Annotated in this window: 23 protein-coding genes; 13 read left to right on the top strand and 10 right to left on the bottom strand. The window is 64.9% G+C overall.

Annotated elements, in window-relative coordinates:
* Nucleotides 1–663 (top strand): ABC transporter ATP-binding protein (locus tag HMPREF1316_RS05420; protein ID WP_021725780.1); only part of this gene is annotated, 663 nt, incomplete at its 5' end.
* A 367-nt stretch (nucleotides 664–1030) separates the two neighbouring features.
* On the opposite strand, the gene HMPREF1316_RS14405 is transcribed toward HMPREF1316_RS05420, so the two are convergent.
* Nucleotides 1031–1216: a hypothetical protein gene (locus tag HMPREF1316_RS14405; RefSeq protein ID WP_198009595.1), complete on the bottom strand. Its 186-nt coding sequence runs from the start codon at nucleotides 1214–1216 to the stop codon at nucleotides 1031–1033.
* 7 nt (nucleotides 1217–1223) lie between these two features.
* Here HMPREF1316_RS14405 and HMPREF1316_RS14040 point away from each other — a divergent pair, with 7 nt between their 5' ends.
* The 7 genes from HMPREF1316_RS14040 (at nucleotide 1224) to HMPREF1316_RS05385 (ending at nucleotide 6879) form a co-directional block, all read left to right on the top strand.
* Nucleotides 1224–2267: a hypothetical protein gene (locus HMPREF1316_RS14040; protein ID WP_198009594.1), complete on the top strand. Its 1044-nt coding sequence runs from the start codon at nucleotides 1224–1226 to the stop codon at nucleotides 2265–2267.
* Between the two features lie 70 nt (nucleotides 2268–2337).
* Entirely contained in the window at nucleotides 2338–2862 is a 525-nt protein-coding gene (locus tag HMPREF1316_RS05405; RefSeq protein WP_021725826.1) for a GntR family transcriptional regulator, read from the top strand.
* A complete protein-coding gene (locus HMPREF1316_RS05400) occupies nucleotides 2859–3989 on the top strand; it encodes a DUF1648 domain-containing protein (protein WP_051332923.1) in 1131 nt (376 codons plus the stop codon). Before HMPREF1316_RS05405 ends, HMPREF1316_RS05400 begins: the two co-directional genes overlap by 4 nt.
* 30 nt (nucleotides 3990–4019) lie before the next feature.
* On the top strand, nucleotides 4020–4304 hold the full coding sequence (locus HMPREF1316_RS05395; protein WP_156901009.1) for a hypothetical protein: 285 nt from the start codon (nucleotides 4020–4022) through the stop codon (nucleotides 4302–4304).
* A gap of 254 nt (nucleotides 4305–4558) precedes the next feature.
* Nucleotides 4559–5419, top strand: coding sequence for an ankyrin repeat domain-containing protein (locus HMPREF1316_RS05390; RefSeq protein WP_021725852.1), 861 nt, complete (start codon nucleotides 4559–4561; stop codon nucleotides 5417–5419).
* Between the two features lie 249 nt (nucleotides 5420–5668).
* A complete protein-coding gene (locus HMPREF1316_RS13665; RefSeq protein WP_084620862.1) occupies nucleotides 5669–5851 on the top strand; it encodes a MerR family DNA-binding transcriptional regulator in 183 nt (60 codons plus the stop codon).
* On the top strand, nucleotides 5839–6879 hold the full coding sequence (locus HMPREF1316_RS05385) for a hypothetical protein (RefSeq protein WP_156901007.1): 1041 nt from the start codon (nucleotides 5839–5841) through the stop codon (nucleotides 6877–6879). Before HMPREF1316_RS13665 ends, HMPREF1316_RS05385 begins: the two co-directional genes overlap by 13 nt.
* A gap of 387 nt (nucleotides 6880–7266) precedes the next feature.
* Here HMPREF1316_RS05385 and HMPREF1316_RS05380 read toward each other — a convergent pair whose 3' ends face one another.
* Together HMPREF1316_RS05380 and HMPREF1316_RS14400 are read right to left on the bottom strand one after the other, a co-directional pair.
* Nucleotides 7267–8181 carry an alpha/beta fold hydrolase gene (locus HMPREF1316_RS05380; protein WP_021725915.1) on the bottom strand — a complete coding sequence of 305 codons (915 nt, stop codon included), beginning with the start codon at nucleotides 8179–8181 and terminating at the stop codon, nucleotides 7267–7269.
* Nucleotides 8178–8513 carry a TetR/AcrR family transcriptional regulator gene (locus HMPREF1316_RS14400; RefSeq protein WP_021725861.1) on the bottom strand — a complete coding sequence of 112 codons (336 nt, stop codon included), beginning with the start codon at nucleotides 8511–8513 and terminating at the stop codon, nucleotides 8178–8180. The genes HMPREF1316_RS05380 and HMPREF1316_RS14400 overlap by 4 nt, the downstream gene beginning before the upstream one ends.
* Before the next feature lie 192 nt (nucleotides 8514–8705).
* Between HMPREF1316_RS14400 and HMPREF1316_RS05370 the strand changes: the two genes are divergently transcribed.
* Nucleotides 8706–10067: a GH32 C-terminal domain-containing protein gene (locus HMPREF1316_RS05370; RefSeq protein ID WP_021725765.1), complete on the top strand. Its 1362-nt coding sequence runs from the start codon at nucleotides 8706–8708 to the stop codon at nucleotides 10065–10067.
* Nucleotides 10068–10329: 262 nt separating this feature from the next.
* Here HMPREF1316_RS05370 and HMPREF1316_RS05365 read toward each other — a convergent pair whose 3' ends face one another.
* The 7 genes from HMPREF1316_RS05365 to HMPREF1316_RS14860 all read right to left on the bottom strand — a co-directional run bounded on the left by HMPREF1316_RS05365 (nucleotide 10330) and on the right by HMPREF1316_RS14860 (nucleotide 18080).
* Nucleotides 10330–11853, bottom strand: a complete 1524-nt coding sequence (locus HMPREF1316_RS05365; protein WP_021725811.1) for an alpha-amylase — start codon at nucleotides 11851–11853, stop codon at nucleotides 10330–10332.
* Nucleotides 11854–11911: 58 nt separating this feature from the next.
* Nucleotides 11912–12598: a nitroreductase family protein gene (locus tag HMPREF1316_RS05360; RefSeq protein ID WP_021725922.1), complete on the bottom strand. Its 687-nt coding sequence runs from the start codon at nucleotides 12596–12598 to the stop codon at nucleotides 11912–11914.
* 415 nt (nucleotides 12599–13013) lie between these two features.
* Nucleotides 13014–13676 carry a TetR/AcrR family transcriptional regulator gene (locus HMPREF1316_RS13170; protein ID WP_021725864.1) on the bottom strand — a complete coding sequence of 221 codons (663 nt, stop codon included), beginning with the start codon at nucleotides 13674–13676 and terminating at the stop codon, nucleotides 13014–13016.
* Nucleotides 13654–15135 carry an MFS transporter gene (locus HMPREF1316_RS05345; RefSeq protein ID WP_198009593.1) on the bottom strand — a complete coding sequence of 494 codons (1482 nt, stop codon included), beginning with the start codon at nucleotides 15133–15135 and terminating at the stop codon, nucleotides 13654–13656. Before HMPREF1316_RS05345 ends, HMPREF1316_RS13170 begins: the two co-directional genes overlap by 23 nt.
* Nucleotides 15136–15331: 196 nt before the next feature.
* Nucleotides 15332–16987: an NAD(P)H-dependent oxidoreductase gene (locus HMPREF1316_RS05340; RefSeq protein ID WP_021725886.1), complete on the bottom strand. Its 1656-nt coding sequence runs from the start codon at nucleotides 16985–16987 to the stop codon at nucleotides 15332–15334.
* Entirely contained in the window at nucleotides 16987–17550 is a 564-nt protein-coding gene (locus tag HMPREF1316_RS05335) for a PadR family transcriptional regulator (protein ID WP_021725766.1), read from the bottom strand. The genes HMPREF1316_RS05340 and HMPREF1316_RS05335 overlap by 1 nt, the downstream gene beginning before the upstream one ends.
* 398 nt (nucleotides 17551–17948) lie before the next feature.
* A complete protein-coding gene (locus tag HMPREF1316_RS14860; protein WP_269594289.1) occupies nucleotides 17949–18080 on the bottom strand; it encodes a hypothetical protein in 132 nt (43 codons plus the stop codon).
* Between the two features lie 262 nt (nucleotides 18081–18342).
* Between HMPREF1316_RS14860 and HMPREF1316_RS05330 the strand changes: the two genes are divergently transcribed.
* The 4 genes from HMPREF1316_RS05330 (at nucleotide 18343) to HMPREF1316_RS05315 (ending at nucleotide 21103) form a co-directional block, all read left to right on the top strand.
* Nucleotides 18343–19131 (top strand): 2,3-bisphosphoglycerate-dependent phosphoglycerate mutase, encoded by a 789-nt coding sequence (locus HMPREF1316_RS05330; protein ID WP_040651530.1) that lies wholly within the window; start codon nucleotides 18343–18345, stop codon nucleotides 19129–19131.
* A gap of 82 nt (nucleotides 19132–19213) precedes the next feature.
* Nucleotides 19214–20305 carry a KamA family radical SAM protein gene (locus HMPREF1316_RS05325; protein WP_021725798.1) on the top strand — a complete coding sequence of 364 codons (1092 nt, stop codon included), beginning with the start codon at nucleotides 19214–19216 and terminating at the stop codon, nucleotides 20303–20305.
* 268 nt (nucleotides 20306–20573) lie between these two features.
* Nucleotides 20574–20903: a hypothetical protein gene (locus tag HMPREF1316_RS05320; protein ID WP_021725899.1), complete on the top strand. Its 330-nt coding sequence runs from the start codon at nucleotides 20574–20576 to the stop codon at nucleotides 20901–20903.
* Nucleotides 20900–21103 (top strand): helix-turn-helix transcriptional regulator, encoded by a 204-nt coding sequence (locus HMPREF1316_RS05315; protein WP_021725829.1) that lies wholly within the window; start codon nucleotides 20900–20902, stop codon nucleotides 21101–21103. Before HMPREF1316_RS05320 ends, HMPREF1316_RS05315 begins: the two co-directional genes overlap by 4 nt.
* The last annotated feature ends 171 nt before the right edge of the window (nucleotides 21104–21274 follow it).

Below are 21274 nucleotides of genomic sequence, written 5' to 3'. Positions count from 1 at the left end.
GTCTCGTTCTCGGTCCTTCCGGGCAGCATCTTCGGCTTCGTGGGGCACAACGGCGCGGGCAAGACGACGCTCATCCGCTCCATCGTGGGCGCCCTTGCCTTCGACGAGGGCGACATCCGGATCTGCGGGAAATCGGTTCGCACGGATCCCGTCGCCTGCAAGCGGGTGTGCGCCTACGTGCCCGACAACCCGGACGTCTATGGCTTTCTCACAGGCATGCAATACCTCGACTACGTGGCGGACCTGTTCTGCGTTGGTTCCGATGAGCGGGTACGGCGCATAGACGGCTTCGCCAAGCGCCTGGGGATGGAAGACAGGCTTGGCGAGATGGTCTCCGCGTATTCGCACGGCATGAGGCAGAAGCTCGTTTTGATCGGAGCCTTCCTTCACGAGCCACGGCTGCTCGTGCTCGACGAGCCCTTCGTCGGGCTCGACCCCGAGGCGGCATACGAGCTGCGCACCATGATGCGCGAGCTCACGTCGCGCGGCAGCGCCATCTTCCTCTCGAGCCACGTGCTCGACGCCGTGGAGAAGCTCTGCGACACGGTCGCGATCATCCGCCAGGGCGGCATCGTCCGCGTGGGGACGACCGACGAGGTCCGTAGGGACGAGAGCCTCGAGCAGGTGTTCCTCGAGCTCGTGAGGGAGACGCGCAATGGCTAGCCTCGCGCCCCTGCTCAGGGTCCAGGCGCTCGGCGCGTTCGGCGTGGGCCGCCTGATGAACGATCACGACCCCAAGGCGCGAAGGAGGCTCGCGCTCGCCGCCGTGGGCGTCGCCCTGCTCGCCGTGTATGTCGTGGCGTATATGTGGGCGGTCGGGCAGGCGTTCGTTGCGCTCGGTGCCGCGGGAGCACTGCCCGGCCTCGCCGTGGCGGCGGTGGGTGTGGGCTGCGTGTTCTCCACGTTCGCCAAGGCGAACGGACTCCTGTTCAGGTTCAGGGACTTCGACCTCGTTGTCTCGATGCCCGCGCCCCTGTGGGCCGTGGTCGTCTCGCGCGTGGCCCCGCTCTACGGCATGGGCCTCGTGTGCTCACTCGTCCTGGGCGCGCCGCTCATGGCTGCCTACCTGCCTGTGGTCGGCGTCACGCCAGCGGGCGTCATCACTGCCCTTCTGGTGCTGCTGTTGGCCCCGGCGCTCCCCGTGGCGCTCGCCCTCGCCGCCTCGTTCTGCGTGGCTTGGGCGGCGTCGCGCACGCCCCGACCGTGCGCTCGGCATCGTCGGCGTGCTCGTGACGGTCGCCATCGTGGTGGGGGTCACGCTCGCCACGGGAGGCGCGGGCGCGTCCGGCCAGGGAGGCCTCGATGCCCTTGTCCCCATGGGCGGGCAGCTGAGGGGAGCCGTGTCGGCGCTGTGGCCGCCCGCCGCATGGGCGGCGGACGCGATGGAGGGGAGCGTGCCCGCGCTTGCGCTGTACGCGGGCGCCTCGGTGGCGGCCACTGTCGCCGCCAGCGCCGTGCTGACACGCTCTCTGGTGCCCATGAACTCCCTGCTCTCCGCCGGGGGCCTGCGCCGAGCGAGAAGTGCGTCCGCAAGGGCGGATGCCCCGCGGAGGCCCTTCGTCGCGCTGGTCCGCAAGGAGCTCAGGCTGTGGACGGGGGTCCCGATATACCTCATGAACACCGCACCCGGCCCCATCCCCGCGCTCGTCGCCGCTATAACGGCGACCGCGGTTGGCCCGGAGGCCATCGCGTCGGCAATGAGCGTTTCGGGGGCGAACCGAGAGGCGATCACCGTCCTGATGGCGGGGGCGCTTCCCTGGGTCCTGGCGTTCTGCATGGCGATGACGTCACTCACTGCCTCGTCGACCTCGCTCGAGGGGAGTGCGCGCTGGATCGTCCAGACCGCGCCGGTGTCCTCCTCCACGATAGTCGGTGCGAAGCTGGCGCTGAGCCTGCTCGTCACGGGACCTGCTTCCGTGATTGCCGGGACGATCGTCGCCGTTGGGGTCGCGAGGACGCCGCTCGACGCCATCCTGTGCGCCATGGCCCCGCTGGCGGCGGGTGCCCTGGCCTCATGCCTGGGCGCCTTCCTGGACGTACGGCGTCCCCACTACGGGTGGTCGAGTGCGTACGAGCCGGTCAAGCGCTCGGTGAGCGTGGGCATCTGCGTCGGCGCGGGCTTCCTCGCGACGCTTGCCGGGGCTGCGGCGACGCTGCTTGCGGGCGGCTTGGGTTCCGTGGCGGGAATGGCCGTCGCGCTGGTGGTCCTCGCGGCGGCCGCGTTTGCCGGGAGGGCCGCGATGCGCGTCCCGCTCCAAGACCGGTGACCGATGGGATGGATGGCGTGATGGCACGTATGGCTCATGATGGACGGAGCTCGGAAGGGGAGGGACCGTCGTGATCCTCCGCATTGACCAGGCGGACCAGACGCCCGTCTACCAGCAGATCCGCGACCAGATTGTGGCGGCCATCGCACGGGGTGAGCTCGTGGCCGCAGACCGGCTCCCCAGCGTGCGCGCGCTCGCGGGCGACCTTGGCGTGAACCTCCATACCGTGAACAAGGCATATGCCGTGCTGCGCGACGAGGGCTACCTTCTCATGCGCGGTCGCTCGGGGGCGGTCGTGGCGGACGTTGGGCAGACCGCGACGCCCGAGCGCGTCGCGGCAAACGCGGAGCGGCTTGCGGCAGGGCTCTACCAGCTCGCGCTCGAGCACCGCGCCCAGGGAGGGACCGAGGACGCGTTCCTTCAAGCCGCGCGCACCCAGGCTACGTGCGTGTTCTCTGATTCGGGCGTGGCCGGGGTGCAGCGGGACGTGCGTGTGCTGGGCTTGGACGAGAGGGGCGATTGCCTGGGGGCCGATGGTTCACATGTCCGGCATGTTGCTCCGAGAGCTTCCGGGACCGCACCTGAAGGAGCATGACCGTGATTGCTGTCGCCACGATTGGCATGCTGGCACTGCTGACGCTCGTCATCGGCCTGCTGTTTGCCTTCACCCCGTATCTCATGCGCCGCACCGAGTGCTTCGCCGTGACGGTGCCCGCCTCCGCCCAGAGGGACCCGCGCCTCGTCTTGCTCAAGAGGCGCTACGCCGTGGTGATGCTCGTCCTGACGGCAGCGGCGACCATCTCCTCCCTGGCGGCTGGCATGCTGATGGTCTCTGGCCAGGAAGGGATTGGTACGGCGCTTATGTGCGCCGCCCTGCTCGTCCCTGTGGTCATGTCGTTCGTGCTCATGCTGCGCAACCGCCGCAGGGTGAGCGCGCTCAAGCGCTCCGAGGGTTGGGGGGTGAGGAGCCGTCAGGCGGTCGCCAGCGTCGCCGAGGAGGGCTTGCCAGGCGCGATTCCCCTGACATGGGACCTCATCTATGTTCCCGTCATCCTAGGGACGGTCTGCCTGGGGCTCGTGCTCTATCCCGGCATGCCCGATTTGCTTCCGATGCACGCCGACTTTCTGGGAAATGTCAATCGCTATGTGCCGAAGACGCCTGGCAGCGCCATTGGGTTTCCCGTTGCCTTCGAGGCGTTCCTGGCGGTGTGTTTCGTCTTCTCCCACTGGATGATTCTGCGCTCGAAGCGTCCGGTCGATCCCGGCGCGCCCGCCACGTCTGTCCTGGCGTACGGGCTCTTCGCTCGCGCCCAGAGCGTGCTCCTGCTTGCCACGGGAGTGCTCATGAGTGCGGGTTCCGGCCTTCTGTTCCTGCTCTCGTCAGCGGGGCTTATCGGGCTAGGCCAGGCAGGGCTCGGCATCATAATCCTCTGCGTTCCCTTTGCCATGGGCGGCGTGGTCCTCTCGGTCGTCTATGGGCAGATGGGCTCGCGTGTGTTCAGGAGGATGCAAGGGGGCGGCGAGCTCTTGTCAGACGATGACGAGCACTGGTGGCTCGGCATGTTCTACGTCAACCGGGGGGATGCGAGCGTCTTTCTCCCCAAGCGATTCGGCTTTGGCTGGACCCTGAACTTCGCGCGGCCGGCGGCCTGGGCGCTCGTCGTGGGGGTTCCTGCCCTTACCGTTGGGTTTGTCCTGCTTGTGTCCATCCTGACGGGATAGGCAGGGAGGCATGGCCAGCCCTCGGCGGTGGTGCCGGGGCTCATCCTCTTTGCGTCCGTCATGGTGCTGCTGCTGGCCGCCGTCGACTACGTGCTGTTGCTGCTCACCTCCTCGTACGGTTTCGCGTCTGTGGTTCGTGCGTGCAGGCAGGACCTCATCACGGGCGCCGCGGCGACGGTTCTCCTTGTGTTGCACCTGCTGTTCGTTACCGATGTCGTGGCAGCGATCATCCTGCATTCAAAGGTGTGCAAGGCGGGGTGCGCCCTGGCCTTCAGGGGGGACCGTCCCGACGGCATGGGCCCTGTCGGGATATGATGGCTGATGGCTCGTAGTGGTGGCTGGCCGTGGCATCGCGCTCGCTGGTTCGTGGGGGCCGGATGAGATGCGCGAGTCCGCGAGTCATTGTGTGGCACGCCCTCGATACCATGAGGTAGTTGACGTGGTGATCGCACGACCTGCTCTCGTTTGCTTGCATGCCTACTGTGTGTCCCGCAATGAGAGGGACGACCCGACGGAGATGCTATGCTCTGTCTCAAGGGCACTCATCCCATCTGGCGAGAGGGGAGCACATGGCTTTTGGTACGGTCCTCCTACTCAATGGTATCTTCTTTGTCTATCTGATTCTTGCGGTCGTTGCGGTCGTGTTCATAGGGGCGGGACTTGTCGTCACCATCGTCTTTGCCGTGGGCTCAAAGAGGCGTGCTGCCCAGGGGAAGAAGCTTGGGCTCAAGAAGGCCATCCCCATCACTTTGTTCGTTGTGGGTCTTGTGCCGGCGGTAATCGTTGTCGGCACGTATGCCTATCTGTCTGCGGGTGCGGCAAGGAGCCAGGCCAAAGACGAGGCTACCGACAAGGCATTTGCATGCGTGGATTCGCATGACGTAAAGGGCCTCCTGGCTGTGTTCGACGCCAATCCGGACATTGCCATTGATGACTATGCCTGTCGCGAAAGCCTAGCGTCGGGGGAGTCGCTTCTGCATCGTGCGGTCAGGAAAGATGACTATGAGATGGTTGACACCCTGCTTGCCAGGGGGGCTCACCCCACTGAGGAACTGCTTCTTTTTGCATGTGACTATACGGACTGGGACAGCCGCTATGGAGAAAGCTTCCTTCAGCAGGGCCTGGATGCCTACAACCCCAAGATCGTCAATGCCCTGCTTGATGCGGGGGTCGACATGAAGCGGTCACAAGCGAAGTTGCCTCTCAACTACTTTGTTACAGCCATGTGTGGCAATGGCCTAGATGACGGCGACATCGTCATCATCAAGAAGATGCTCCAGCAGGGTGCCCGGCCAGGTGCGGTCGATGGCAACGGCAAACGGGCCATTGACGTCTTCAACGAGACGCTTCAGGAGCCCTGGGCACAAAAAGCCGCTGGTCAAACGGATAAGGTGGAGGAGGTCAGAGGTTTGCTCACACCCCAAGGGTAGGGCTCATGGATGCAGCGGACATTCTGCGTCGAACCCATGCAGGATGGCGCACAGGGCACACGGGCGTCTGGTGGCATGGGTGCCACGACGTTCTCGTATGGCGAGGTTTTCGCTTCTCGGTGTGTGCGGTGATGGCCCCATGCGCTGTACCAGGTGACAACGTCTAGCCGCCAGTTTTCGGATGGGACAAAAACCCTTGCTCATGACGTCGCGTAATGAACTGTAATGGGATGGCAGGGAGGCATTGGCATGAGCGAGAAGAGATATACGAGCGGTGAGATTGCCGCTGCTGCGGGTCTGACGATTCGTACGGTCCGACATTACGACCACATCGGTCTGCTGCCCTCACGTCATACCCGCCGCAATGGCCCCGATGGCAGCCATCGACTTGTGGCCGCCAGTCATGATAGGCCCTACCCATGGAACGTATGAGAGTTGTCCATATCAGCCTGCACGTTGCCGTCTGCACCCTTGCCACGCTCCTGCTCTGCGTCTGTCTTGCGGGATGCGAGAGCACGGGTATGGGCGAGTTCGGCTCCTCGCGCGATACGTCGGTCCTCTGGAACCAGCAGGTCCCAGAGGGAGGTGGCGCCATCCTCATCATGGGTGACGACTCCTCTCGGTTCTGGAAAACCTACCAGTTCGATGCCGGTGGGACGCTTGTCGCATCGGAGAGTTTCAATTCCGATGGGGGCACGTGGTCGGTCAGCTACTATCACTACGACCAAGGGAGGCTCTCTTCGGTTACCGGCTCGTGCGAGGGCGGCGGGCCGAACACCGAGAGGTCGTTCGAGACCACCTACAGCTATCACGATGACGGCAGCCTTAACGTCTCCCGTCGAGAAGATGGCACGTTGACCATGACGAAGAGCTATGACGCCGCCGGGAGAATCGTCGAATCGAACGCTGTCACCTCCAATGACCGCGAGACCTTCGAGTACGACGATCAGGGCCGCCAGACGGCGCATTGGCACTACGGATCCCATGGCGACGAGATCGACTGGCCCAGCTCCCAAACATACGAGTATGGCACCGATGACCAGGGCGACTTCGAGCGTACGTACTATTATGATAGGGACACGCAGCAGCCGGACAGTTGCTGCACGAACTGGCTCGATTCCGAAGGGCGCGTGGTCAGATCGGTTCGCTCGACATTGCGGGACGACGGGACCTGGGCCCTCGATGGTTCGTCCATCGAGACCTGTACGTATGATGAGACGGTCGAGTACTATCCCAACACGAACAAGGTATCCTCGAGGACAAAGACGCGGGACTCAAGTGACCCGGCATCAGCGGAATCGTCTACGACCATCTATGATGAGCAGGGGTTTCCGGTCTCCTACGCCAGGACGGCCTATGGTAAGACCCATACCACGTTGGCAACGTACAGGGGCAATGTGCCCGCGGGGTTCTTGGATGACGGCTTGGACGCCCCCAAGGCTCCCTCCATCTTGGATTAGACTGGTGTGGGTTGCTGTGCCAGCTAGCCTGCCCGGACGAGTCACGCGTTCCACGCTGGCGCTGGCGGTGGCGGGGACGAGCACGATCTCCCTAGGTTCCGTCTCCGAGAGGAGCGCGTCGGTGAGTCCCCTTGTGCCAGCCAGATAGGACGTCAGGAACAGCTTCATCGGTGTCTCCGCTCGCTTTCGGTCCGAGAGGGTCCAGGTCTATCATGCAATTCCGCAAGCTGGAGCTCTCCTACCTTCGATACTCCTTCAGCTTCTTCGGCATGGGTGTCCAGCAGCTCCCCTGAGTAGGCCATGTCTGCGGTAATGCCTCCCCCTTGCGCATCGTCCAACTCTCGGGCAGTTGCGCGCGCTCGGCGGGTCATTGTCGCCACAGGGACCTTAGCCCGGCGAGTGGTTTTCGGCCGTGGACTCCAGGAACCGGTCGATGGCGGCGTTGACGAAGGCGGGGTCATCGACGTTGGCGTTGTGTCCCGCGCCCTCGACCCAGATGACGGGCACGCCGGTCTCCCTCGACCACGCCTTGTCGTAGGCCTTGACGAAGCCCGCCGCATCCTCGGTCCCGCATACGATCATGAGCGGGCAGTCGATGCGGTACGCGCGGTCTTTCGCCACGGCGTCGGAGATCGCCCTAAAGCCCCCGCCGTACAGCGCACAGAGCTCCCTCTTCGAGTAACGCTCGATCTGCCGGAGCATGTTCCTTCGCCCGTGCTCGGTGGTCGAGCAGTTCCCCGCGATCTGGCCGCGCAGGAAGCCTTCGGTGCCCCAGAGCCGGCATATCCCCTCCATGTGGCGCAGCACGGCCAGGTGCCATCTTTTGTAGTAGCGTCGCTGCATAGGTGACGAGTCGATGGAGACGAAGGCGGCCGTGCGGGTGGGGAAGAGGTCGAGGTAGGCCTGCGCGACGTAGCCGCCGAGCGACTGGCCGACGAGGACGGGATGCACCGCCCCACACGCCTTGAGGATTTCGCAAAGCGCGCCGGCCATGTCGTCGAGGTCGAGCCTCTTGCCCCACGGGCGCGAGAGCCCGTGGCCCGGAGCGTCCCAGACGACGAGGTTCCAGCGCCTCGCGAAGTGGGCGAACTGGGGGTCGAACAGGGTGTGGTCGGCCGAGAGGCCGGGCAGGAAGGCCACCCACCCGCGCTCCGCGTCCGCCCGCTCGCTCACCCAGTAGCGCACCTCTCCGTGCTCGGTGCGCAATGTCCGTTCGACCATCCCTGCAGCGATTGCGGGCTCGACGTCGCCCGGGTACGGTGCATCGCAAGGCGACGGCAGGCCTTCGAGATCGCCGCTCATGAGGCCACCTCCTCGGAAAGCGCGACGCACCAGCGGTCGATGATCGCCCCCATGTCGCACTCTATTCCGTCGACGTCGATGTCGTCGGCCTCAAGCACCCCGTGCTTCCGGGTCGAGCGCGCCACCTCACCCAGGGTCGTCTCCCAGAGATGGAGGTAGAGGCCGAGCTTGTTGCCGAAATAGTGGGAGAGCGGGGGCTTGGAGACGCCACCTGCCACGGCGACCTCCGACATGGGAGCCTTGGCGTAGGGGCAGCGCAAGAACATCCCGAACCCCGCGTCGAGCATCGCGTCGCGCCATGCGGCAGGCAACGCGAGGAAGTGCTCGTTCATGACCGGATCCCTCCTGCTGACCGAACGGTTAATGAGAGGGTATCGTATCCCCGTTGATCGGACGGCCGAAGGGGCGGAGCCAAGTTCAACGTCATCTGCTTGAGCCGTCGCTTTCCCAGCTGCCATGGCCGTCGCAAAGGACGGGACCACGGGCGTCGTGCTGGAGGACGAGATGGCTGCCCCGTTCTCCTGGTGTACGTGCCTTCGTGCCATCCGGCCCCAGACTTCTCGACGCATACCATCGCCATCGACCGCTCCCAGTCCGGCATCACCGTCAGTGACACGTTCTCAGCCTCAGATCGGCAGGCCAAGGTCGTGACCAACCCCGACGGCTCCGTCGACCTCCACATCTTCGTGGATCGCATGAGCGTCGAGGTCTTCACGGCGGATGACACCATCTCTGATGCCAACCAGATCTTCCCCACGGGCTATCCCGATGGTCTGGCCGCATTCGCCGAGAACGGTGTGGCAACGCTCGATGCCACGGTGCATCAGCTGGCCGGCATCTGGACCGTCAAGGGCGAGCAGTCCTTGACGCCTACCGGCATCAGCGTTGACGCCACGTCTGTGGTTGCCAACCCTGGCGCCACGAGCGACGTGCGCGTGTGGGTGACGCCGGGTTATACGGACCAGGGTTGGACCGTCTCCTCGAGCGAACCAGGCGTGGCGTGGGTCGTACGCGCCGATACAGGCCTCAGCATCGTCGCCAGCAGGCCTGGCACCACGACGATCACCATCGCGAGTGCGGCAGATCCTTCCATCACCAAGACCATCACCGTCACCGTCCATGCCAACGAGTTCAAGACCAACGTCGATGGCCTCACTCCCACGGCAGGCACGTGGCACATCGATGGCCGGGCCTATCACGTCGATGGCGCCGGGCTCAACGCGTTCCTCATGTCCTCCGAGGAGTACAGCCTGGATGGGAACTTCTCGTATGAGGTGGACGTGAACTACAGCGACTCCACCACCAACCTGGTGTTTGGCTCTCAGATCACCGATCCGTTTGGCGGCTGCTACGCCATCCGGCTTCGTTCGGATGGCACGCTGCGGCTGTTCGACTTCAAGGGCGACCATACCTTCACCCAGGTGGCGGCCGACCTCTCCTGCGGGCACACGTACCATGTGGCCGCCATGGTACGGGATGGTACCGTTCGCGTCTCCATCGATGGCACGGGGCTCATCGCCTACCAGCTCACCGACCAGGACAAGGCCGATGCCCGTGCGTATGAGAAGGGCTATGTGGATCTCGGCGTCTGGGACACCGCTATGACACGGCGCACCCCAAGTCGATCCCCACTCCTCCTCCGACACCCAGGCAGTGCCACCATCACCATCATGGGCGGTACGGGTGCGGGTACCGTTGCTGGTGGGGTTGCGACCATCCCGGTCGTTGTGTGTGGCATTGCAGGGATGGTGCAGCAGCTGGCACCACGGTGGTCATCATCATGCTCTCACCAGCATGGATTCCAGAGCGTATGGGGATCCTATCGCCTATGGATCGGCTGCCTCACATATTGTCGGCAGGTTCGTGGCGATGCCCGTCGGCGCTGATGCGACGATGGGCACCCACGGCGAGTGCCGACACACCCATCCCGGCGGTCGCGGGAGCGTTTTGGCCCCAAGTGCGTGATGCTCCTTGCCAATTCGGGAGAAATCAAGGGCGCAATTGGCCCGTCACGTGCCATCCAATTCCACCTCGAGCGCATCGGGCGAGGAAATTGGCAGCAAACGAGCCTTCCACCGTCGCAGAAGCGACAAGGGAGCCACGCACTTGGGGCCAAAACGCTCCACGGAGGCCATGAGACACCTACGTCTACGCTGTGGGCGAGGGATTGGGCGCGCGACGCTTTGCCCGGCGCAGTGCCTTGAAGTCGCTCTCCAGCATGGCGACGGCACCTTCGGGCAGGTAGACCGCAAGTCTGCCGCCGCCTACGCTAAAGGTGGCCGATCCGTCATCCGCGATGGTCACATCTGCCTCGTCTCCCAGCACGCAGCGCCACGTTTCGCCGGCGTGGGAGGTGCCCACGCTCATGGTAAGCTGCGTCTGGTCGCGGTCGGTGAGAAGCACGGCCACGCCGCTGTCCTCATGGTCTCCATCGCCCTCGCGCGTCCAGCCGATGTCATCGGCGTTCGCAAGGAAGTCGTGCTGGGGACCATAGGCAAAGCGACGGCGGACCTCCATGAGCAGGGGCAGCTCGGCCACGGCGGGGACGTTGCCGTCGTTGGGCATGCCGTAGAGGTCACCGTAGAAGACACAGGGGTAGCCGGCCTCGCGCAGCAGGATGCAGGCATAGGCGCTGGGCTTGAACCAGGGCTCGATGAAGGACTGCAGGGCCTGGCCAGGTTGGGTGTCATGGTTCTCCACGAAGGTCACGGCATGAGTGGGATCGGCACCTACGAGCGTGTTGTCGAAGAGGGTGGAGAGGTCCATGTCGCCGTTCGACGTCGAGGCAGTGTACAGCTTGTAGTGTAGAGGCACGTCGAAGAGGCTCATGGGCGCGTCGTCGCCCAGATAGTCCCTGAGCTCCTGGAGGTCGCCCGACCAGTACTCGCCCACGGTGAAGAGCTCTTTGCCGCTCGTCGCGCGCATCTGCGCCAGCCACCTGCGGTAGAACTCGCGCTCGATGTGCTTGACGGCGTCCAGGCGATAGCCGTCGAGGTCGCAGGTCTTGGTGTACCACGCGCCCCAGGCCACGAGCTCGTCGAAGACGGGCTGGTACATCACGTCGACGTCGCAGCCCATGAGGTAGTCGTAGTTGCCGTTCTCGTGGGTGACGTCGGGGTCCCAGTGCTTGCCCGCAAAGCGGAAGATGCCGCTGCGGTTTGTGGCGGCATCGTAGTCGCAGCCGTGGAAGCAGTGCCAGTTCCAGGTGAACGTCGAGTACGCGCCTGCGCGCCCGGGGAAGGTGTAGCGGGTCCAGGCCGTGATGGTCTGCTCGCCGCCTGCGGGCTGGTCGCGGTCCTGGGGGTTGACCTCCACGGCTCGCACCTGCTCGGCCTCGTCGGCGCCCATGCGGTGGTTGAGCACCACGTCCGCGAGCACCTGGATGCCTGCGGCCTTGAGGGCACGGATGGCGGCAAGGTACTCGTCCTTGGTGCCGTACTTGGTGGCGACGCTGCCCTTCTGGTCGAACTCTCCCAGGTCGTAGGTGTCGTAGACGCCATAGCCCACGTCGTTAGCACCGGCCTGCCCCTTGTAGGCGGGCGGGAGCCAGATGCTGGTGATGCCGCTGGCAGCGAAGGCCTTGGCGTTTTTGCGCAGGCGCTCCCAGTGTTTGCCGTCGGCTGGCAGGTACCAGGAGAAGCCTTGGAGCATGGTGCCGTTGAAGGTGGTCATGAGGCCCTCCTCGGATGTGTGGTCGGGGCACGTCCGGCCCCGCGGGTTGGTTCGATCCCTATGCCCAGCGCAGGGGCCTGCCGGCTCCCAGCTCGAAGTGGCGCTTGACGATGCCCAGGTCCACGGTGGCATAGGGGCCACCCTTGGACTCCACTCGTACGGTGGGCGCCACCCCGTCGTCATCCCGCCCGTCCACAAGGGTGAGCAGGAAGCTCTGCTGGTTGATGGAGGTGGGGGCAAGGAGCGCCGCCTCGACGCCTCGCTGGAACCAGTCCGGGGAGCCCGGGAGGCCCGTCGCGACCTTGTTCGCGTCCTTGGAGCGGTGCGGGACGCCCTGCGTGGTGCCGTGCCCCAGGGCCACGACGACCACAAGCCGATCGCCCGGCTCCAGCATGCGCCTCACCTGGCGCCGCTTGAAGGTGAGTGCCACCCAGCAGCTGTTAAGCCCCATGCGCTGCGCCTCCAGGACGACGCGCTCGCCGTGGTAGCCACAGCGCTCCTCGAGGTCGTCGGCAGGGACGCCTGCCAGGACGAGGTAGGTGCGCACGTTGCGGAACCTGCCGTAGTGCGCCATGGTGCTCCTGAAGGCCTTGGGCTCGTCGCAGATCAGGCGCATGTGCAGGTCGCCGGCCGCGTTCTCCTCGGCGATGATGCGCTCGAGCTCCTCGCGCTGCCCGGGGTCGATGGGCTCGTCGGTGAACGCGCGCACCGAGTGGCGTGTCTCGATAGCTTCGGTCAGGTCCATGGGACATTCCTTCCTTGGGTGGGGTTCGTCCTGTCCGCCTCCACGATAGCGCTCTTGCACGGTCGGGGTCGGGTACCATGGGGCGCACGAAAATGGGGACGCTGAGGTCGCCGCCCCGGGCGGGGGTGGTCATGCGGCGGCAGGCTGGGCTTCGCTGCCTGCTCGGACGGGTGTGACGGGGATGACACCCCACATATCGAGACGAGATGCTCGCCTGCGGACTGCGGACATACCCGGTTGCGATCAGGAGGACGAGGAATGACGAGGCGTGACCTGAGGCCGATGGCTGCCGTTGCTCTGTCTCGGTGGCTCGTGACAACCGGTCCTGCGAACCACGTCCTGAAGTCCTTCAGGGGCGTGTCGTTCTCACGGACCCTGAACCTTGATCTTGGTGCCATCGAAGGCGGTGAGCGCCTCAGTGCGCCCCTGATGCCGCCAGTGCCTCGCCCGCCTCGTCGGCGACCGTGCGCAGAAGCGCGGCGTCCGCATCGGTTCCGCCGCGGTGTGACCACTCGCGCATGACCTCGACCCAGTACAACACCATGGCAGCTGCCGTGAGGTGCGTCGCAAAGTCATCATCATCCGTACGCAGCGAAGGGGAGAGCAGCGTGGCCACGACCTGCTCCCAGCGCGGGACGCGCGCGTACAGTGCCCTCAGGAGCGTGGGGTTCTCGTGCACGATGGCGAGCCTGAGGGCGACGTCCGAGAGCCCCTCCCCGCCAAGCTCGCCCACGACGGCATCGAGGACGGTGTGGGCGACATCGAGCGGGCGCGCGTCCTCTCCTGCCGTGCCCAGCGTGCGTTCGGCGACCACGATGGCGGCGCTGTCGGGCGGCATCCCCAGGATGACGTCCTCCTTGGAGGGGAAGTGGCGGAAGAACGTCATGACGGAGACGCCGGCGGCCTGGGCGATGTCGCGTGCCGTCGTCTCGTCGTAGCCGCGCTCGGCGATGAGCCTGAGGCCGCAGGAGCGCAGGCGGGAGCGCGTCGAGCGCAGGCGCTCTCCCTGCCACGTCTCTCGAGCTCGTACGGCCCGCACCGAGGTGCCGCGTCTGTCAGCCTGCCCAGTCTCTCGCATGGTCTTCCTGCTCCCATTTTGATGTGTATGCGACGTATGCCGCCACTAGGAGGAGCACGACGGCCGTCACGCAGAACGTCACCAGGATAGCATGGGCATATGCGCCACTCGCGGCGGTACGTATCGCCTGTGCCTGCACGTCACTTTGTGTGTCTGCGGCTTCGAAGGCAAGCGAGATGGACGCGAAGCCTTCGGCGGCACCTCCCCGGCATGTCGCGGCATAGACCGAACCCACGATCGAGCCGAGAGAGCCAATACCCACAAGGCATCCGAGCTGCTGAAAGGTGGAGATGAGGGCGGAGCCGCCACCTGCTCGCTGGTTGGGGACGCGCTCCATGCCCCATCCCTGCATGGTGGGCAGTCCCATGCCCATGCCCAGGCCGCAGGCGCACTGCCCCACGACCATGAAGGGATAGCCCATGAGGGTCGTCGACACGGCCATGACGACCAGGCCGAGGGCGATGAGGGCGAGGCTCCCCATGCATGCCCGTCGCTTGCCCAGCCCATCCGCGACCTGCTTGGTGATGGCGGATCCCGCCATGGCGGCGATGACCATGGGCATGAGCATGAGGGCGCCTACCAGCGCGCCGTTCCCGAGCGCCGTCTCGACGTAGGAGGGCAGGACGAACAGTATGCCCGATATGGCGAGGTTGAGTGCGAGCAGGGACATCGAAGCGGCCGCGAACGAGGGTGTGCGTAGCAGGCCAAGCTCGGCAAGTGGGTTGGAGGACCGCGTGTCGTGGCGGACGAACAGCGCGATTGCCACGGCACCCGCCACCATCAGGCCCCAGGAGTCCGGGGAGGCGAGGGAGACCTGCGCGTTGATGAGGCCGGCCGAGAGCAGGGAGAGGCCAACGAGTGCGAGCAGCGCCGAGAGGAGGGGCAGCCGACCGCCGGACGCACCGTCCCCCTCATGGAGCAGCTCCCCGTCATGGGGCAGGAGGGCCGCATTGAGCAGCATGGTGACGACGAAGGCCACCAGGTCGAACACGAAGATGGAGCGCCAGCCGGCAAAGTGGACGAGCAGGCCCCCGAGCACCAGGCCAAAGGGCGCCCCCAGGGTCATCGCGATGGCGCGCAGCGTGAGGGCGCGCAGCTGTCCCTCAGGGTCGAACAGGTACTTGATGAGGGCCAGTCCCATGGGGACGTAGAAGCCCGCCCCAAGTCCCATGAGGCCCCGTGCAACGATGGTGACCATGGAGTTGGGCGCGAGGACGCCGATGACCGATGCGACGACGAAGGCGCCCGTGCCCAGCAACAGCGTGCGCTTGACGCCCCACCTGTCGCCCAGGGATCCCGAGAGCAGCATGAACGCCGCAAAGATCAGGTTGTATGCCGAGACCATCCACTGCTGCTCCACCTGGCCGGCCCCCAGCGAGACGGAGATCGTGGGGAGGGCGACGTTGAAGGCCGTCGTGTTGGCGAAGCACACGAACGTGCCGAGGCACAAGCCGCCCAAGGCCCTCCATGCCCGCACCGACGTCCGTGCATCCGGTGTCGTCCGGATGTCTCCCTGTCCAGTGGCCATGCGCACCACCCCGTTTCGCGTATCCGTATGTTACTTGATACCATATGAATACGTTACTCAATATCATATGAATGTCAAGGGGGAGACGATGGCAGCCTGGTGCGACATCGTCGGGATGGGGCGCGTGTCATCCGAGGGGCGATGGTCTCCCTGCCGCCACCCAGGCGGGGTAGAAGCGCTGGAACCACGTGGTGAAGGCACCCATGAGCAGGGAAAGCGCGCTCACGGTCATGCCCGAGTAGGGATGCAGGGGGGTGGCGGACAGGGTCGCGACCAGCACGGCGCTGAGCGCGAACACGACCGCCCACGTCAAGGTGAGGATCCGGTTGCAGTCCATGAAGAGGGGGTTTCCCAGCGCCCTGTCCCCGCCATAGCGGGCCTTGACGTAGTGGGCGGTGAACGGGACGCCCGTGGCGCACGACGCCGCCCACATGGCCCCGTACAGCACATACGACACCGGCTGCGCCCACGACCCCCCGACGCCGGTGAGCACCGCCAGCGAGAGCAGGGATGCCATGGCAAGGGAGAGGGTGTCATACACCGTCGTCTCGCGCCGGACGAGCAGCAGGGGCTCTATCGCGCAGGTGACGAGCACGGCCAGGGAGCCCACCAGGGCATTGATGGGGGTGGCGATCCAGAACGCCATCAGGGGGAGCAGGGACGCCATCATCACGGGTGGCCTGCGCGCGGGCTTCGTCGCATCCGATGTGGGGCCAGCCTCGGTTGGCTCCTCGTTGGAGCCGAACACCTTGTTCCACTCCATCATGAGCGAGAAGTCGCCCTCCACCGTGTAGAGTCCCTGGCCGAGCGCCTGGGTGCCCTCGAGCTCCCCGCGGGCGATCTGCTGCCACACCGCAAGCGGCGTCCTGATCACCGTGGTCGCGGTGGCGGGGCGCCCCTCGACGACCTCGGCCGCCTGGTCGGTCAGGTTGATCTGGCACACCTCTTTGACATCGGTGTAGTCCATCTCGACCACGCGCGTCGTGCCGGCGTACGTCGCCGGGTTGTACAGCAGTGCCATCTGCCTGGTGAACGCAAGGGCCTCGGACGAGGGCGCGGTCGTGCTCCCATCCCCCTTGATGCCCCAGCTCGCGTTCGCCATGGCCTCGTATGTCTCCTTGGGATAGAGGAGCCTCTCAAGCCGCCCGCGCGTATCGGCGGCGATTACGTCCGCCTCCGCGAACTCCGCACCGGCCTGGCGCACGACGGAGAGGTACGCGTCGGTCTTTTCGCGCAGCTCCCTCACGTGGAACAGCTCGCCCTGCCCGCAGAAGACCGTCTCGTAGTCGCCCCGTCCGCAGATGTGGTCGAACATGCTGGTCACGGCGTCGTAGTTGCCCTCGGAGGTGTAGAAGCCGCAGGTGGACACCAACACCGTGCGCTTGCCCGTGCGGTCGACGCGCGAGGGGTGCGCCCCGTTGCCCACGCCGTCGGTGCGGTCGACCATGAAGGGCAGCGAGGTGGGAAGCTGGCGGTCTATCAGGTTCTTAAGGGGGCCGGGGACGCCAAAGTAGTACAGGGGGAAGCTCCAGACGGTGACATCGGTCCATTGCTGGTCCTCGAGCACCTGCGCCATGTCATCGTGCATGCAGCACGCGCCGGGCGTCTTGCCCCAGCAGGCGAAGCAGCCCCTGCAGGGGGAGATGTCCAGCGACCTCACGTCGAGGGTGCGCAGCTCCACGTCCGACCTCGCGTCCCTCATGCCGTCCACGAACGCCGACGCGAGCTTGAGGGAGTTGCTGGCTGACCCTTTGGGGCTGCCGTTGATGAGCAGGATGTTCATTACTTCTCCTCCTGTAGCGTATCGAGCTTGTCCCTGCATGCCTGGCTCCACTCGTGCAGCATCCGCGCATAGCGGATGCCGAAGTCGGCCGTCATCATCCAGAAGACGGACTTCCCGGCATTGTCCTCGTGCGAGCCGTATGCGCCAATGATTTCCGGCACATCCTCCATCGCCGTGACGAAGCGCTCGCTGAGCGCGACGAGTACCTGCACGTAGGCTTCCTGCTCGCTGGCCTGTGCCTCTGCCATGAAGAACAGCCTCAGGAGGAAGGGGAAGCGAATCTGCACGTCGCCACGCACGTCAGCCTCCGTGGGCGAGAGCCAACGGGACAGTTCCTCCCGTCCCGCCTCGGTGAGGGAGTAGACCCGACGGTTGGGTCGTCCCTCCTGCTCCTCGATACGGCTGCTCGCGAACCCCTTGCGTTCGAGTCCTTGGAGCTCGCGATAGATCTGACTGGTGCTCGCGTTCCAGAAGAACGCGAGGGAGTCCCTGAACACCTCCATGATCTCGTATCCGGTCATGTCTCCATAGCTCAGCAGCCCGAGTACGCCATGTTTGAGCATTCCGTCCCCTCTCGCTCGGTAATATTCTATAAGTAGAATATTACATTTGTGGTATATGTCAAGGGGATGAGAAAAGTGAGACAGGACGTAGCGTCAGCAGCTGCGGGTGCTGGGCACTCGTCCGTTGCACGCTGGGGCATGTTCCCGTTGCCCGCCTCATCCCTTGGCATATGCTGCTCGCAGAGGAAGGAAGGCCGACGTCAGGGATGCCATCCTACGGTGTGCCAGTGCGTGCATGGCATCTTCTCGTAGGGTGGGGACTCATGGCAACCAGGCGCTGTGACTGGGGTGACGCGTTCGAGAGGATGCGCGCCTACATCGATGCGACCATGCATGAGCGATGCGTAGAGCATCAGCGCGACACCCACCGCCGCGCAGACGAGAAAGGCGCTTCCGACCTAGGCGACGCTGTCGTTGAGGACGGCAGAGAGCATGACGCCCACGAAGATGGCCGTGATGCCCCCGACGATGCCGCGGGAGAAGAGCTTGTTGGCAGTCTCCCTCTGGGTCGTGGTGTAGAAGTCCTCCACGTACGGATGCACCCTGACGAACGCATCGTGCCTGATGCCTGCCGGAATGACGAGGCGGAGCCCAGCGAGGGCGAAGGCGAGGAATGCCAGGTTGCGTTACCGGCCCATGCTGCCTGTTCGCTGACTTGTTGATTCCTGAAGGTCAGTGGGTGGGTATGATGCAAACAGGTGTGGCGGGAACTTCAAGAGGGAGCTCTTCGTGCTGCTGACGCGCGAGGACCGTTTGCGTGTTGCAGGGGGCCAAGACCGGGGGGAGGCTGCCATGAGAAGCGCGACGTTGGTGGTCATGAGGCACGGCGAGTCCACGTGGACGGATAAGGCCCAGAACCGCTTTGCCGGCTGGGCGGACATCCCACTCACAGAGCGCGGCCGCGACCAGGCAAGACATGCCGGCGAGCTCATCCGTGACGCGGGCATCAGACCCGATGCGGCGTTCACCTCCCTGCTACGCCGTTCGATAGAGACCTGTGACATCGTGCTCGACGTGGTCGACCGCCTCTGGGTCCCCGTGATTAGGAGCTGGCGGCTGAACGAACGCCACTACGGTTCCTTCCAGGGGGAGGCGCGTCCCGCCATGCGGGAGCGCTACGGCGAGGAGCTCTTCACGACCTACCGTCGCAGCTACGACGTGCGCCCGCCCGAGATTGCCACGAGCTCGCCCTGGTGGCAGGGAGATGACCCGCGCTATGGCGTCATCGCGCAGGATGGGCTCGACAGCCTCGATCCCGCCCAGATTCGCAGTGAGTGCCTGAGGGACGTGGTCGTGCGTCTCGAGCCGTTCTGGCAGGCCTTCGTCACGCCATGCCTCTCGCTCGGCGAGACGGTCCTCGTCGTCACGCATGGCTCGGTGGTGCGCTCCCTCATCAAGGTCATCGAAGGCCTCTCCGACGAGGAGATTCGCACCGTCAACGTGCCCACCGGCGTTCCGCGCGCCTACGAGTTTACGAGCGATGCGTTTGGCGGCCTACGGGTGCAGGGGAGCGGCCGCTACCTTGACCCCGAGGCTGCGGCCGCGGGCATCGCCGAGACGAAGGAGCTGGGCAAGGCGTAGCCGAGGGACATTGCATCCCAAGCGTTGTGCACCGTCTCTCCCGTCACGGCCGTCAGGGCATCGAAAACGAAGGGGATGGACCATGGAGAGTTGGAAGACGCTCATCTCGCAAGGGTATAGCGACATCCGTGGCCTTCAAGGCACCCTCGGCCTGTCGGACGGGGACGTCGCCGTCGTGCGGGAGCTACAGCAGACGTTTCCCATGTTCGTCAACCCGTACTATCTCTCCCTGATTGACCCGAACGACCCAGATGACCCCATCAGGAGGATGAGCATCCCCGACGTGTCGGAGGCGGACCGCAGCGGTAGCCTCGACACCAGCGGCGAGCAGTCCAACACGGTCATGGCCGGACTGCAGCACAAGTACCGCGAAACGGCACTGATCCTCTCCACCAACCAGTGCGCGATGTACTGCCGACACTGCTTCAGAAGGCGCATGGTGGGCCTCAGCGAGGACGAGACCTCACAGCACCTCGAGGGCATGTTCGCCTATATACGGGAGCACGAGGAGATCTCGAACGTGCTGATCAGCGGCGGGGACGCGTTCATGAACAGCAACGCCACCATCCGGCGCTACCTTGACGGACTCCGCGACATCGCACACCTCGACCTCATTCGCTTTGGGACCCGGACCCCCGTCACCCTGCCCCAGAGGATCACGGAGGACGACGAGCTGCTGGGGATCCTCGAGGAATATTCCAAGAGGAAGAGGATATACGTCGTCACGCAGTTCAACCATCCGAGGGAGATCACCAAGGAGTCGACCGAGGCGATAGACCGCCTTCTCAGGTTGGGGATTCCCGTCCGCAACCAGACGGTTCTGCTGCGAGGGGTGAACGACGACGCGCGCACGCTGGGGACGCTGCTGAGGGGGCTCACGACGATCGGGGTCATCCCGTACTACGTCTTCCAATGCCGTCCGGTGGCCGGGGTGGTCAACCGGTTCCAGGTCCCCCTGCGCGAGGGCTACCGCATCGTGGAGCAGGCGAAGCGCATGCAGAACGGCCAGGGGAAGTGCTTCCGCTTCGTGCTCTCGCACGTCACGGGGAAGGTCGAGATCCTCGGGCCCGCCCAAGGCGAGGACATGCTCTTCAAGTACCACCAGGCGAAGGAGGAGTCCGACCAGGGAAGGATCTTCCGCCAGCCGATCGCCGAGGGCCAGCGCTGGCTCTAGGGGTACCGAGAAGAGGTGCGTGCATGACGTTCCGGCTGCCTGGGCGGTCGGCTTCTCCGGTAACAGGTAGAGCTCTCTGCGCTCCCTCCTGACGTCGCATGCCATGGCGCCTGTCCTGTGACCTGGGTGTGCCGCGGTTGGGGACATGCGCTGATGGGGCGAGTTTCCCCCGGGAAATGTAAAGTATTCTTGACATATAGCCACTGGATGTCGTATCATGCAAAATGTAAATGGTATTTTACATTCAAAGGCGGAAGGGGTGGTCTGGATGAAGAAGACCGACGAGATGGACCAACGCATGTTCCTGAGGTCGGAAGAGTGGGGCTATCGGGTCCTGCTCCTTGCGCTCTCTGCCTGGACCCTCTACAACTGCCTTCAGGCGGCTCTGAACGGGAGGGGATATGAGCCTGTCCCGGGCTGGGTCCTGTTGGGAGGGGTGTTGGCACAGGGTCTCTCGAGGCTTGCGATTCGGCAGCGGATGCTTGCGGGGGACGAGGAGTATCATGAGCCCAACCGACTCCTCCGCGTACTTCTGGGGGCAGTGGCCGTTGTCGTGGCTCTGATTGCGGCTGGCATGTACCTCGTCTCCAGGGCATGACCGGCATGAGGAACAACGTCAGGGAGCGACGGAAGAGGGCGGGGTACCGTCAGGAGGACATGGCGGCGCTGCTGGGAGTCAGCCGCCAGACGGTCATAGCGATCGAGAACGACAAGTATGACCCCTCCCTTGGGCTTGCGATCAGGATAGCGCGACTGTTTCAGACGCAGGTGGAGGAGGTCTTCTTCCCCGATCGGTAAGTACGGCTGTAGAGAGGATGCGGACGGGCCTTCCCGCCTAACGGTCGTGGACCTTGCGGAGGTATCCGTGGTGTGTGCCAGCGTGGCCTAGCGGAGCCAGGCGACCTCGTACAGGAGCATGAGGAGGTACCGTGCAGCTCCTTGCCCACGTTGATAGCGGCATAGTGTCCA

The sequence above is a fragment of the Olsenella profusa F0195 genome (assembly GCF_000468755.1).
GTDB classification, from domain to species: domain Bacteria; phylum Actinomycetota; class Coriobacteriia; order Coriobacteriales; family Atopobiaceae; genus Olsenella_F; species Olsenella_F profusa.
Note: the sequence above shows the minus strand (reverse complement) of the source record. Positions and strands in the feature narration are given on the sequence as shown.